The sequence below is a fragment of the Embleya sp. NBC_00888 genome (genome assembly GCF_045207655.1).
GTDB lineage: Bacteria > Actinomycetota > Actinomycetes > Streptomycetales > Streptomycetaceae > Embleya.
Window position 1 is genome coordinate 3,590,143 of record NZ_CP108784.1, and the last position, 12,490, is coordinate 3,602,632.

Consider the following 12,490-nt stretch of genomic DNA (forward strand, 5'->3'; position numbering starts at 1 on the left):
TCAGGTGGCACGTGCAGGGTGTGGGTAGCGGAGGTCGACGGGGTGACGACGCTGAGGCTGGGACGACGGGAGTTCGGCGGTGACGAGTTGGTGATCATGGCGATCGTCAACCGGACGCCGGACTCGTTTTTCGACAAGGGCGCGACGTTCGACGATCGACCCGCCCTGGACGCGGTCGAACGCGCGGTCGCCGAGGGCGCGGGGATCGTGGACATCGGGGGTGTCAAGGCGGGTCCGGGGGCGGAGGTGGACGTCGCCGAGGAGATCCGCCGCACGGCGTCCTTCGTGGCCGAGGTTCGCCGCCGCCACTCCGACGTGGTGATCAGCGTCGACACCTGGCGACACGAGGTGGCCGAGGCGGTCTGCGACGCGGGCGCGGACCTGATGAACGACGCGTGGGGCGGGGTGGACCCCAAGCTGGCCGAGGTGGCCGCGAAGTACGACGCGGGCATCGTGTGCACGCACGCCGGGCGCGCGCAGCCGCGCACCCGGCCGCACCGGATCGGCTACGTGGACGTGATGGAGGACATCCTGGACGTCACGGTCGGCCTGGCCGAGCGCGCCGCGCGGCTCGGGGTGCGCCGGGACGCGATCCTGATCGACCCCGGGCACGACTTCGGCAAGAACACCCGGCACTCGCTGGAGGCGACCCGCCGACTCGGCGAGATGGTCGACACCGGCTGGCCGGTGCTGGTCTCGCTGTCCAACAAGGACTTCGTCGGCGAGACGCTGGACAAGCCGGTGAACGAGCGCCTGCTCGGCACGCTGGCCACCACCGCGGTGAGCGCGTGGCTGGGCGCCCGGGTGTACCGCGCGCACCAGGTGGCGGAGACCCGCCAGGTGCTGGACATGGTGTCCTCGATCCACGGCACCCGGCAGCCCGCGGTGGCCCGGCGCGGACTGGCCTGACCCCCGGGGCCGCCCACGCGGCCCCGGGAACGCGTACGGCGCCCGCGCCCACCGGGAAGGTGGGGGCGGGCGCCGACGTGGGCGCGCCGATCGCGGCGGGCGGACCGCCGGGGCGGCGTCGCCGTCGAATCAGCAGCGCTTCCAGGGACCGGTGATCGCGTACATCGTGCCCGGGGTCTGCACGTTCGCGAACAGCGTGCGGCCGTCCTCGGAGAAGGTCGGGCCGGTCAACTCGCTGCCGCCGGGGACGTCGTTGCGCGCGATCGGGTAGGTCTTGCCGTCCTCGGTCGCACCCAGCAGGTGCTGGACGCCCTCGCCGTCCTCGGCGATGATCACGCCGCCGTGCGGCGAGACGCTGATGTTGTCCGGACCGTCGTAGGGACCGTCCACGTCCGGCGTGGTGTTGACGCCGAAGCGCAGCTTCAGGGTCAGCCGGCCCCGACGCGGGTCGTAGAACCAGATCTGGCCGTCGTGCGGCGTGCCGGGGCTCTCCGTGCGGGCGAAGCTGGTGACGACGTAGGCGCCGCCGTCACCCCACCAGATGCCCTCGATCTTGCGACCGCGGGTGATGTCGGTGTTCTGGAACTGCTTGCGGATGGACACCGTGCGCGCGTCGCGCTCGGGCACGGTCACCCAGTCGACCGCGTACGTGGTGCCGATCTCGGTCGCGCGGGAGAGGTCGTCCACGTGCTTGCCGCTCGCGTCCACGCAGCGCATCGCCGCGAGGGTGCCCGCGTCGTCGGCCAGCTTGCGCAGCCGGCCGCGGCCGCCGTCCCAGTGGCGCGGGGGCTCCCAGCGGTAGAACAGTCCGTTCGGGTTGCCCGCGTCCTCGGTCAGGTACAGGTGACCGCGGCGCGGGTCGACCGCGACGGCCTCGTGCGCGAACCGGCCGAGCGCCTTGATCGGCTTCGGGTCGCGGTTGGCACGGCGGTCGTAGGGGTCGACCTCGAACACGTAGCCGTGGTCCTTGGTCGCGCTGCCCTGACCGGCGAGCTGCTCGGTCTCCTCGCAGGTCAGCCAGGTGTCCCAGGGGGTCACCCCGCCCGCGCAGTTGGTCGCGGTGCCGGCCACGCCGACGTACTCGCGTATGCGCCTGCCGTAACGGTTCACCTCGACCACGGTGCAGCCGCCGGCGAGCCCCTCGTCGTAGGTCAGGCCGGACAGGTGCGGAACCGGCAGCGGGGTGTCCTTGAGCGAACCGCCGAGTTCGTGGTTGTTGACCAGGACCGTGCCGCCGCCGCGCAGCTTGAAGGCGCCGGTGCCGTCGTGGTTGCTCGGGGTGACCTCGCCCGACTCCAGCTTGGTGACACCCGCCTCGGTGACGATCTGGTACGAGAAGCCCTTCGGAAGCGCCAGGCGCCCGGCGGGGTCGTTGATCAGCGCACCGTAGCCGGGCTGGGCCGGCGGCCGGCCGTGACCGCCGCGGGACGAGGCCGAGGCGTTGGGGGCGAGCAACATGCCGGTGCTGCCGATGAGGGCGACACCGGCACCGGTGGTGGCGGTGCGACCGAGGAAACCCCTACGGGACAGCGACATCTGGTTTCTCCAGTGACAGGCGGGAAAAATCGGGACGCCCCTACGCTTTCGCCCGTCGGTGTCCCCCAAGTGAACGCGACGGGGCGCCCGAATGCCCGTCAGGTGGCAATTGCTCCGCCACCGGCGCGGCGTTCGGCGGCGGCCTTGTCCGCGCGCGACTCGGCCTCGATCTTCGAGCACTCCAGATCCGCGTCCCGGATGATCCGCACCGCCTCGTCCACGTCGTCGGTGATCCGGATCAGGTCCAGGTCGGCCGGCGACGCCTTGCCCCGCGCGATCACCACGTCGCGCACCCAGTCGATCAGCCCGGTCCAGTAGTCGCGCCCGATCAGCACCACCGGGAAGTGCGTGACCTTGCCGGTCTGGACCAGGGTGAGCGCCTCGAACAACTCGTCCAGCGTGCCGATTCCGCCGGGCAGCACGATGAAGCCCTGCGCGTATTTGACGAACATCGTCTTGCGCGCGAAGAAGTACCGGAACGTGATGCCCCGGTCCACGTACGGGTTGAGCCCGGACTCGAACGGGAGCTTGATGCCCACGCCCACGGATTGGCCGCCGGCGTCCCGGGCGCCCTTGTTCGCGGCCTCCATCGCGCCGGGACCACCGCCGGTGATCACCGCGTAACCGGCCTCGGCCAGTGCCCGGCCGACTCGCTCGCCGATCCGGTACTCGGCCGAGCCCGGCTTGGTCCGGGCCGAGCCGAACACGCTGACCGCCCGGCCGAGATCGGCGAGCATGCCGAAGCCGTCGACGAACTCGGTCTGGATCCGCAGCACGCGCCACGCCTCGGTACCGAGGTGACCCATGCCGGGATGCTGTTCCTCCACCTCACTGGGCGAGGCGAACTCGGGTGGCTCCTCCGACGGAGCGAATCGCGCATCCATCCGGCCACCCTGTCACGCCGGAGCGGCGGTCGATCGGATTTACCCGGTATCCGCCCCGCGCCGGCCGGCGGGGCGCCGCGCGCCGACCGCTACCCGAGCCAGCGCACCAACCGGCTCTCGCTGTCGCCGATCAGCGCGATCTCCACGTGCTCGTCCCGCTTGTGCGCGAGATTGGGATCGCCGGGCCCGTAGTTGACCGCCGGGATGCCGAGCGCGGAGAAGCGCGCCACGTCGGTCCAGCCGAACTTGGCCCGCGGCGCGGTGCCGATCGCCGCCACGAACGCCGCCGCGGCCGGCCGGTCCAGTCCCGGAAGCGCTCCCGCCGCCGAGTCGGTGAGCACCACGTCGAAGCCGGCGAACACCTCGCGCACGTGCTCGAACGCCTCCTCGACGCTGCGATTGGGCGCGAATCGGAAGTTGACCGTGACCGTGCACGCGTCGGGGATGACGTTCCCCGCGACGCCGCCCTCGATCGCGACCGCGCTGAGCCCCTCGCGGTATTCGAGCCCGTCGATCACGACCCTGGCCGCCTCGTAGCCCTGCAACCGGGTCAGGATCGGCGCCGCGGCGTGGATCGCGTTGTCGCCCAGCCACGAGCGGGCCGAGTGCGCCCGGGTACCCACCGTGCCGATCCGCACCCGCAACGTGCCCTGGCAGCCGCCCTCGACCGCGCCGCCGGTCGGCTCCATCAGCACCGCGAAGTCGGCCTCCAGCCACTTCGGGTGGGTGTTCGCCAGCCGCAGCAGGCCGTTGCGGGCGGCGTCGACCTCCTCGCAGTCGTAGAACACGTAGGTGACGTCGCGATTGGGCTCGGGCAGGTGCGCGGCGAGCCGCAGTTGCACCGCGACGCCGCTCTTCATGTCCGAGGTGCCGCAGCCGTACATCAGCGGACCCTCGATCCGCGACGGCAGGTTGTCCGCGATCGGGACCGTGTCCAGGTGGCCCGCGATCAGGATCCGCTCGGCCCGACCGAGGTCGGTGCGCGCGACCACCGAGTCGCCGTCGCGGTAGACGGTCAGATGCGGACAGGCGCGCAGCGCCTCCTCCACCGCGTCGGCGAGCACACGCTCGTCGCCGCTGACGGAGGGGATGTCGACGAGTTGCGCGGTGAGCGACGCCGCGTCCTGGGACAGATCAAGCCTCACGGTCATACCGGCAGCCTATCCCTGCCCCGGGACACGACAACTGACGATGTGTCAAGTGAATCGGGGTTCGTCGCTCAACCGTTCTTGAGCCGGTCCACGCCCGCCGCCACCCGCTCGTCGGTCGCGGTGAACGCGATCCGCACGTGCCGCTCGCCCAGCGGGCCGTAGAAGTCGCCGGGGGCGACCAGGATGCCGCGCTCGGCGAACCACGCCACGGTGTCCCAGCAGTCCTCGTCGCGCGTGGCCCACAGGTACAGGCTCGCCTGCGAGTGCTCGATCCGGAAGCCGGCCGACTCCAGCGCGCCGCGCAGTGCCGTCCGCCGGGCCGCGTAGCGGGCGCGCTGCGTCGCGACGTGCTCGTCGTCGGCGAACGCGACGGTCATCGCCGCCTGCACCGGGCCCGGCACGATGAGCCCGGAGTGCTTGCGCACCGCGAGCAGCTCGCGGACGACCGCGAGGTCGCCGGTGACAAAGCCCGCGCGGTAGCCGGCCAGGTTGCTGCGCTTGGACAGCGAGTGCACGGCGAGCAGCCCCTCGTGCGAGCCGCCGCACACGTCCGGGTGCAGCACCGACACCGCCTGCGCGTCCCAGCACAGCTCGATGTAGCACTCGTCGGAGACCACCAGGATCTCGTGCGCGCGGGCCCACTCGACGATGCGGCGCAGCTCGTCGGCCGAGCGCACCGCGCCGTGCGGGTTGCCCGGCGAGTTGAGCCAGATCATCCGCACGCCCGCCGGGTCCGGCAGCGTGCCGTCCACGACCGCGAGCGGCGTGGCGCCGGCCAGGCGCGCGCCCACGTCGTAGGTGGGGTAGGCCAGCGCCGGGTGCGCGATGGTGTCGCCCGGGCCGAGCCCGAGCTGGGCCGGCAGCGCCGCGACGAGTTCCTTGGTGCCGATCACCGGCAACACCGCGTCCGGGTCGGCGCCGGTGACGCCGAGCCGGCGGCGCAGCCACGCCGCGATCGACTCGCGCAGTTCGGGCTTGCCGAACACGGTCGGATACCCGGGCGAGTCGGCGGCCGCGCGCAGCGCGTCGCGGATCAGCTCCGGGGTGGGGTCCACGGGCGTGCCCACCGAGAGGTCGACCACGCCGTCGGCGTGCGCCCGCGCCCGTCGGCCGAACGGTTCGAGGCGGTCCCAGGGGAAGACGGGGAGCAGATCGGTGACACGACGCGCCTGCCGACCCCGCGCGGCGGCGGGGTCGGCGGGTGCTTCGGCACCGTTGTGCGAAGCGGTCACGTCGGCGCTACTCGCCGGTCGCCTGCGGCGGCAGCGCGGCGATCAGCGGGTGGTCCTTGGCGATCAGACCCATCTTCGACGCGCCACCCGGGGAACCGAGGTCGTCGAAGAACTCCACGTTCGCCTTGTAGTAATCCTTCCACTGCTCCGGGGTGTCGTCCTCGTAGAAGATTGCCTCGACCGGGCAGACGGGCTCGCAGGCTCCACAGTCGACGCACTCGTCGGGGTGGATGTACAGCGCACGCTCACCCTCGTAGATGCAGTCGACGGGGCACTCCTCGATGCATGCCTTGTCCTTCAGGTCGACGCAGGGCTGCGCGATGACGTAGGTCACGTCGGGTTCCTCCTCATGCGGGCGGTACAGGGTGCGCGGGAGCGCGGCAACGTCGGTGCCCGCAACTAGTATCGCGGTGGGCCGGGGCCTACTCCTAGCAGGTGGCCCTTACCTGTGGGCCGGGAACATGTCAGCGGACGTGGGCGGACGAGGTCAGCCCGGATCGGGGAAGCCGGACAGGTGAAGAGGATCACACCACGGGATGTGGGCAGACGCGTGTCGGTGCGCCGCGAGCTGCCGCCGGAGGACTCCGGAGCGACCTACACAGACGTCGTGGGCGACCTCGTGGACTGGCGCGACGGTGTGCTGACAATCACCCGCAGGGACGGCAGTATCGCCCGGGTGGCCGAAGCGAGCATCGTGGCCGCCAAGGTGGTCCCGCCGCCGGTCCGACGCCTGACCCCGGCCCGATTGCAGGACGTGGCCAGCCGGTCCTGGCCCGCGCCGGAGATCGCCACCTACGGCGAGTGGTTGTTGCGCGCGGCCGAGGGATTCACCCGGCGGGCGAACTCGGTGCTGGTCCTGGGCGAGCCGGGCGTGCCGTTCGCGGAGGCACTCGATCGAGTGAATGCCTGGTACGCCGAGCGCAGTCTGCCGACACTGTTCCAGGTCGCGCACGACGACCCGTTCGACCGCTTCCTGGACGCGGCCGGCTGGCCCGCGGAGGGCGACGCGCTGATGCGCACGGGGCGACTGGTGCGCGCGGCGGACGTACTGCGCGACGTGGACGCGAGCGCGGTCCGGGTGGAGAGCACCCTCACCGACGCGTGGCTCTCGCTCTATCACCACGTCGCGGGCCCGGGCGGCGGCGCCGAGCGACACGTGCTGCAGGGACCGCCGGGCACCCTGTTCGCGACCGTCGTGGATCCGGCCTCCGCCGAGCCGATCGCGATCGGACGCGTGTGCGTCCTCGGTCGGTACGCGGGCTTCGCCGCCCTGGAGGTGGACCCGGCCCACCGCCGTCGGGGCCACGCCCGGGCGATCGTGCGGGCGCTGACCGACCGGGCGCTGGCGAGCGGCGCGGTCACCGGCTGGCTCCAGGTGGAATCGGACAACCGGCCCGCGCGCGAGCTCTACGACGCGCTCGGCTTCACCGACCACCACGGCTACCACTACCGCCGGTCGCCGGTCGAGCGCCCGTGAGCGCTCCCGGCAACCCCCGCGACCGGTTCGCCTCGGTGGTCCGGGCTGACGAGGTGGATCTGGCCGAGGCCGCGCTGCTGATGGGCGTCGAGGTCGACCCGACCTTCGACCCGGCGGTGGGGATCGCCGAGCTGGATCGGCTCGCGGCGGCGGTGCGGGCCGAGGCGGGATCCGAGTACGACCCGCCGCGGGCCGCCGCGGCGCTGGCCTCGGTGCTCGGCGGGCGGGCCCGCTTCTTCGGGCAGCAGTCCGACTACGCCGACCTGCGCTCGTCGCTGCTGCACGAGGTGCTGCGCCGCCGGCGCGGACTACCGATCCTGCTGTCGGTGGTGTGGATCGAGGTGGGCCGACGGGCCGGGCTGCCGGTGTACGGCGTCGCGTTGCCGGGACACTTCGTGGTCGGGATCGGGGATCCGGACGGCGGGTTCGAGCTGGCCGACCCGTTCCACGGCGGGGTGCCGCTGTCGGTGTCCCGGGCCCGGCGTCTGGCCGCGGAGGCGGGCGGCCAGACGGGCGATCCGACGCTGCTGCAACCGGCCAGGCCGACCGCGATCCTGCTCCGCGTCCTGAACAACATCCGGGCCTGGGCCGCCCAGCCCGAGCGCGGCATCGAGGGTGCCTGGACCCGGCTGTGGGCGGTCGAGTTGTCCCTGCTGCTGCCGCGTCATCCGGCGGCGCTGCGGCACGAGCGCGGCTCGCTGCTCGCGCGGACCGGCCAGTTCGCGGCCGGCGCCCGACAGTTGCAGGAGTACGCGGAACTGGTCGAACGGATCGACCCGAAGGTCGCGGAGAGCGTGCTGGCCGAGGCCAAGGCCGCCCGAGCCCGACTGAACTGAGGCCTCGAAACCGGCGGCGTGGCGCGGCTCAGCCACCACCGAAGACACGCAGGAACGCGTCGGCGTCCTGGGTGATCCCGCTGCACGTGGGGTCGGCGCCGGTCGCGTCCGCGGCGTCCGCCGGGCACGGCCGGTCGCGCGCGGCGGACCACCACGCGACCCGTCCCAGGTGCACGGACCGGGCGAACTCGGCGAAGGTACGGGCGTCCTCCAGCGTGAACACCTCGCCGGCGACGTCGTTGCGGCCGATCATCACCGTCACGGACACCCGCCGCCAGGCCTGCTCCTCGGACAGATTCGGCCACACCTCGCGGATCTGCCCCTGCACGGCGTGCGCGGCGTCGCTCGCGAACCGGCCCATCCGGCCCTCCGGCCGAGGTGCCACCGCCGCGCCGTAGTTGAGCGCCTTGGCGTTGACGTAGGAGACCTCGACCCGCTGCGCGGCGGCGTCCCGCAACAGCGCCTTGGCCTCCTCGCCCAAACCCTGGAGCGGGTCCACCGGCAGCGAGTACCCGACGTCCACGCTCTGTCCGTTCGCGCGGGCGCCCTCTTGGAGCAGGCGCAGTGCCGCGTTGCGCCGCTGCACCACGTCGGGGCGGACCAGCGAGCGGCCCTCGATGTCCAGGTCCATGCCGGTCGCCCCGGTCGCGGCCAGCACCTGCCGGTAGGCGGCGACCAGTTCCTCGGGCGTGCCGCAGGACGCGGCGAGGTCGGTGCCGCCGGCGCCGCCGAACGCGACCCGGATCGACCCGCCCGCGTCGCGCAGCGCGGCGATCCGACCGATGGTCGCCGGATCGTCGAGTCGGGTCACCCCGCCCCACATCGGCCGGCAGCCGCCGCCGTCCACGACGTAGGCCAGCGTGCGCTCGCGCACCGTGCCGGCCGCTCCCGCGTGAGTGGGGTCGAGCGGGCCCGGGAGCGTCATGTCCAGGTAGGGCGCGAGGTGTTCGACCGTGCCCGAGCGCGGGGTCGCGCCGCCGGCGGGTCCGCTCGCGGGCGGCGCTGTCGCACCGGCGGGCGAGCCCCCGGCGCGTGCGGTGCCGGTCGCGGTGGGGCCGGCCGAGGCGGTGCGCCGGTCGGTGTCGAGCGGGCCGACCGGCGGAATCGACCCGGCCGGCGTCGACCGCTCGCCCGAGGCGATCGGACCGGCCCCGGTGCACGGCTTGTCGTTGATCGTGCAGGCGATCGGCCCGTCGGGGCGGGCCGGTTCGCTCGCGGTCGGCACACCGGCGCCGTCCCGGCGGACCTCGAAGCCGACCACGATGCTCTCGCCCGGGCGCAGTGCCTTGTTCCAATTCTCGTTGCGCACCGTGTACTTGCCGGTGGCCGGCTCCAGTCGGCCGTTCCACACGTTGGCGATCCGGGTGCCCGCAGGCAGGTCGAAGCGCAGCGTCCAGCCCTTGACCGTGTCGGATCCGGAGTTGCGCAGGACGTACTGCCCGCTGTAGCCGGTGGGCCACGAGCCGGTGCGGACGTAATCGGCGCTGAGCGCGTGGTCGGGGGTCGAGGAATCCCCGGACAGGGCCACGATCAACGCGGCGGGCAGTGCGGCGAGCGCGGCGCTCGCGGCGAGCCAGCGGATCCGCTCCCGACGGGGCCGACGGGAGCCCGGCTCGGGCCCGCTTGCCCGGTGCGACCCCATGCCCATTCCTCCGACATCCTCTCCGGCGGCACTCGGGCCGCCGGGCACGAGGACTCTACCGGCCTTCGGGCCCGCGTCCCATCGATCTTGTCCGCGTGATCCACGAGAAAGATCTTTCGTCTCACTGGATGAGATATGAGTATCGAATTCTGGATACGAGTCATACATTGCAAGGCATGGATTGGGATGCCACAACGTACGACAGCAACTTCGGCTTCGTCTCGGCACATGGACGCCCCATGATCGATCTGCTCGCGCCCCGGCCGGACGAGTCGATCCTGGATCTGGGCTGCGGCACCGGCGACCTCGCCGTCGAGATCGCCGGAACGGGTGCGCGGGTGCACGGAATCGACGCCGACGCGCGGATGATCCGGACCGCACGGGCCAAGCACGCCGGGTCCGGGGTGAGCTTCGACGTCGCCGACGGCCACACCTTCACCTCGGCCGAGCCGGTCGACAAGGTCTTCTCCAACGCGGCGCTGCACTGGATGACCCGGCCCGACGAGGTGCTCGCCCGCGTCCACGCCGCGCTGCGCCCGGGCGGCGTCTTCGTCGCCGAGCAGGGCGGCGGCCGCAACGTCGCCACGCTGATCCGGGGCCTGCGCACGGCCGCCGCCGAACAGGGCCTGGGCGAACCGGTGTTGCCGTGGTACTTCCCGAGCCCGGCCGAGCACGCCGGTCGGCTGGAGCGGGCCGGCTTCGAGGTGCGCCTGGTGCAGTACTTCGACCGTCCCACGGCACTGGCCCCCGGCGACACCGCGGCCGACTGGTGGCGGATGTTCGGGCCGAGCACCCTCGCCCACTTCCCCGAAGCCGCGCACGAGGCGCTGTTGGCCCGCGTGGACGAGTTGGTGCGCGACCGGCAGTCGCGCGAGGACACGTGGTACGCGGACTACGTCCGGCTGCGCTTCGTCGCGGTCGCGACCTGACCCGCCGGCCCGACCGGCGGTTCAAGGTCGGCCGCTCACAACCAGCCGTTCTCGTGCGCGATGCGGACCGCGTCCGCCCGGTTGCGGGCGTGCGTCTTGCCGATGCACGAGGACAGGTGATTGCGCACGGTGCCCTCGGACAGGTGCAACCGCGACGCGATCTCGGACACCGTCGAGCCGTCCGCCGCCGCGCGCAACACGTCGCGTTCGCGCTCGGTCAGCGGATCGGCGCCGACCGAGAGCGCGGTGGCCGCGAGCGTGGGGTCGATCACCCGCTCGCCGCGCAGCACCCGCCGGATGGCGTCGGCCAGTTGGGCCGCGGGCGCGTCCTTGACCAGGAACGCGTCCGCGCCCAGCTCCATCGCGCGACGCAGGTAGCCGGGCCGACCGAACGTGGTCAGCATGACGATCCGGCACCCGGGCAGCGCCCGGCGCAGGTCGGCCGCGGCGGCCAGGCCGTCCTGACCGGGCATCTCGATGTCCAGCAGGGCCACGTCCGCCGCGCTCGTCCGGACCGCCTCGACCACCTCGTCACCACGCGCGACCTGGGCGACGACGCGGATGTCCCCCTCCAGGCCCAGCAGCGCGGCGAGTGCCTCGCGCACCATGGCCTGGTCCTCGGCGAGCAGAACGTTGATCACCGGCCGAACGTTAGCGGTTCGCCCCGGGATCGATCTGTCCCTCCCCGTCCTTACCGGGAAGCACCGGGACCGAAGCGGTCAATCGGAACCCCTTGCCGCCCTCGGGGACACCCACGCCGATGCTGCCGTCGGCCGCCGCGAACCGCTCGCGCAGCCCGGTCAGCCCATTGCCCTCGCGACTCGCCGCACCCCGTCCGTCGTCGGTGACGTCCAGGCTCCACACCGGGCCCGTAACCAGCGCCACCGTGCAGCGCCGTGCGCCGCTGTGCCGCATCGTGTTGGTCACCGCCTCGCGCAGCGCCCACGCGAGCACCGCCTCGGCCTCCGGGTCGGGGCACACCGGCCACTGCTCCGGGACCTGGATCAGCTCGATGCCCACCGCCCGGGCGGCGATCCGGGCGCCCGCCAGCTCGACCGCGAAGGTCGGCCGCCGATACCCGCCGACCGCCTCGCGGACGTCCACCAGTGCCTGCCGGCTGACCCGCTCGATGTCCGCGACCTGTTCGGCCGCGCGCTCGACGTGCCCGGGCAGGAACCGGCCGGCCAGCTCGCTCTTGAGCGTGATCAGGGACAACGAGTGGCCCAGCACGTCGTGCAGGTCGCGCGCCATCCGCAGGCGTTCCTCGTTGGCCGAGAGCTGGGCCACGATCTCCCGGGCCTCGCGCAACTCGGCCAGTGTCTCCAGCAGTCGGCGCACGCCGATCATCAGGCCGCCGGTGAGCACCGTGACGAACGCGAGCACGAGCATGTCGTTCCCGGCCGCGTCCAGCAGCACGCCGAGCACGAGCCCGCTCAGCACACAGCCCAGGATCGCCCACATCGACCGCGGGAACCGCAGCCCGGCGCCGACCGACACCGACACGTAGACCATCAGGCCCAGCCACGCGTCGTCGAAGGTCAGGATCAGCGCGACCGCGGTCGCCCACAACACCAGGCAGGTCACCTGCTGGGCGCGATCGCTGTCCAGCGCCTTGCGCAGCGCGCCCTCCACCCGCCCGAACAGCCCGAACCAGCCGACCCCGCCGAACACCAGCGACACGTAACAGACCACCACCACCAGCAGGCCGAACGCGCCCACCGCGAGCCGTACCGGCCCGTAGTCCCCGGTCGCCAGGTCGTGCACGACCGGGGTGAGGAAGAACAACCACAGCAGCGACCACGACATCCGGATCGCCCGCCCTCGCGCGCTGTCCTGCCGCGTCGGGTCCGACCAGTCCATGTCGTGCGCCCTCCGTACGAAGCATCCCGTCGTG

General features: G+C 72.8%; 12 protein-coding genes. 4 read left to right on the plus strand and 8 right to left on the minus strand.

From position 1 onward, the window contains the following. The first annotated feature begins 96 nt into the window (after positions 1–96). Positions 97–909 (plus strand): dihydropteroate synthase, encoded by an 813-nt coding sequence (gene folP / locus OG948_RS14735; protein ID WP_406300260.1) that lies wholly within the window; start codon positions 97–99, stop codon positions 907–909. Between the two features lie 129 nt (positions 910–1,038). On the opposite strand, the gene OG948_RS14740 is transcribed toward folP, so the two are convergent. From OG948_RS14740 to fdxA, 5 genes are all read right to left on the minus strand, one after another. Then, on the minus strand, positions 1,039–2,445 hold the full coding sequence (locus OG948_RS14740) for an alkaline phosphatase PhoX (protein ID WP_406296871.1): 1,407 nt from the start codon (positions 2,443–2,445) through the stop codon (positions 1,039–1,041). Between the two features lie 98 nt (positions 2,446–2,543). After that, positions 2,544–3,329 (minus strand): TIGR00730 family Rossman fold protein, encoded by a 786-nt coding sequence (locus tag OG948_RS14745; RefSeq protein WP_406296873.1) that lies wholly within the window; start codon positions 3,327–3,329, stop codon positions 2,544–2,546. Positions 3,330–3,418: 89 nt separating this feature from the next. Then, positions 3,419–4,480 carry a succinyl-diaminopimelate desuccinylase gene (dapE, locus tag OG948_RS14750; protein WP_406296875.1) on the minus strand — a complete coding sequence of 354 codons (1,062 nt, stop codon included), beginning with the start codon at positions 4,478–4,480 and terminating at the stop codon, positions 3,419–3,421. A 68-nt stretch (positions 4,481–4,548) separates the two neighbouring features. Beyond that, complete coding sequence (dapC, locus tag OG948_RS14755; RefSeq protein WP_406300261.1) at positions 4,549–5,631, minus strand: succinyldiaminopimelate transaminase; 1,083 nt, start codon at positions 5,629–5,631, stop codon at positions 4,549–4,551. 88 nt (positions 5,632–5,719) lie between these two features. Continuing rightward, the gene (gene fdxA, locus OG948_RS14760; RefSeq protein ID WP_020556628.1) at positions 5,720–6,046 is read right to left on the minus strand and encodes a ferredoxin; all 327 of its coding nucleotides are present in this window, start codon (positions 6,044–6,046) and stop codon (positions 5,720–5,722) included. 204 nt (positions 6,047–6,250) lie between these two features. Between fdxA and OG948_RS14765 the strand changes: the two genes are divergently transcribed. Both OG948_RS14765 and OG948_RS14770 read left to right on the plus strand, forming a co-directional pair. After that, positions 6,251–7,189 (plus strand): GNAT family N-acetyltransferase, encoded by a 939-nt coding sequence (locus OG948_RS14765; protein ID WP_406296877.1) that lies wholly within the window; start codon positions 6,251–6,253, stop codon positions 7,187–7,189. Then, positions 7,186–8,025, plus strand: coding sequence for a SirB1 family protein (locus OG948_RS14770; protein WP_406296878.1), 840 nt, complete (start codon positions 7,186–7,188; stop codon positions 8,023–8,025). The genes OG948_RS14765 and OG948_RS14770 overlap by 4 nt, the downstream gene beginning before the upstream one ends. 28 nt (positions 8,026–8,053) lie before the next feature. Here the strand turns inward: OG948_RS14770 and OG948_RS14775 are convergent, their stop codons facing one another. Beyond that, positions 8,054–9,667, minus strand: coding sequence for a cellulose binding domain-containing protein (locus OG948_RS14775; protein WP_406296880.1), 1,614 nt, complete (start codon positions 9,665–9,667; stop codon positions 8,054–8,056). A gap of 176 nt (positions 9,668–9,843) precedes the next feature. Between OG948_RS14775 and OG948_RS14780 the strand changes: the two genes are divergently transcribed. Beyond that, positions 9,844–10,596, plus strand: coding sequence for a class I SAM-dependent methyltransferase (locus tag OG948_RS14780; RefSeq protein ID WP_406296882.1), 753 nt, complete (start codon positions 9,844–9,846; stop codon positions 10,594–10,596). A 35-nt stretch (positions 10,597–10,631) separates the two neighbouring features. On the opposite strand, the gene OG948_RS14785 is transcribed toward OG948_RS14780, so the two are convergent. Beyond that, positions 10,632–11,237, minus strand: coding sequence for a response regulator (locus OG948_RS14785; RefSeq protein WP_406296884.1), 606 nt, complete (start codon positions 11,235–11,237; stop codon positions 10,632–10,634). A 10-nt stretch (positions 11,238–11,247) separates the two neighbouring features. Further along, entirely contained in the window at positions 11,248–12,456 is a 1,209-nt protein-coding gene (locus OG948_RS14790; RefSeq protein ID WP_406296885.1) for a sensor histidine kinase, read from the minus strand. Positions 12,457–12,490 lie beyond the last annotated feature (34 nt).

What these genes read in the sequence shown, in the direction of transcription:
- folP (WP_406300260.1), top strand. Translation starts at nt 97, where the DNA reads ATGGCGATCGTCAACCGGACGCCGGACTCGTTTTTCGACAAGGGCGCG.
- OG948_RS14740 (WP_406296871.1), bottom strand. Translation starts at nt 2,445, where the DNA reads ATGTCGCTGTCCCGTAGGGGTTTCCTCGGTCGCACCGCCACCACCGGT.
- OG948_RS14745 (WP_406296873.1), bottom strand. Translation starts at nt 3,329, where the DNA reads ATGGATGCGCGATTCGCTCCGTCGGAGGAGCCACCCGAGTTCGCCTCG.
- dapE (WP_406296875.1), bottom strand. Translation starts at nt 4,480, where the DNA reads ATGACCGTGAGGCTTGATCTGTCCCAGGACGCGGCGTCGCTCACCGCG.
- OG948_RS14775 (WP_406296880.1), bottom strand. Translation starts at nt 9,667, where the DNA reads ATGGGGTCGCACCGGGCAAGCGGGCCCGAGCCGGGCTCCCGTCGGCCC.
- OG948_RS14780 (WP_406296882.1), top strand. Translation starts at nt 9,844, where the DNA reads ATGGATTGGGATGCCACAACGTACGACAGCAACTTCGGCTTCGTCTCG.
- OG948_RS14790 (WP_406296885.1), bottom strand. Translation starts at nt 12,456, where the DNA reads ATGGACTGGTCGGACCCGACGCGGCAGGACAGCGCGCGAGGGCGGGCG.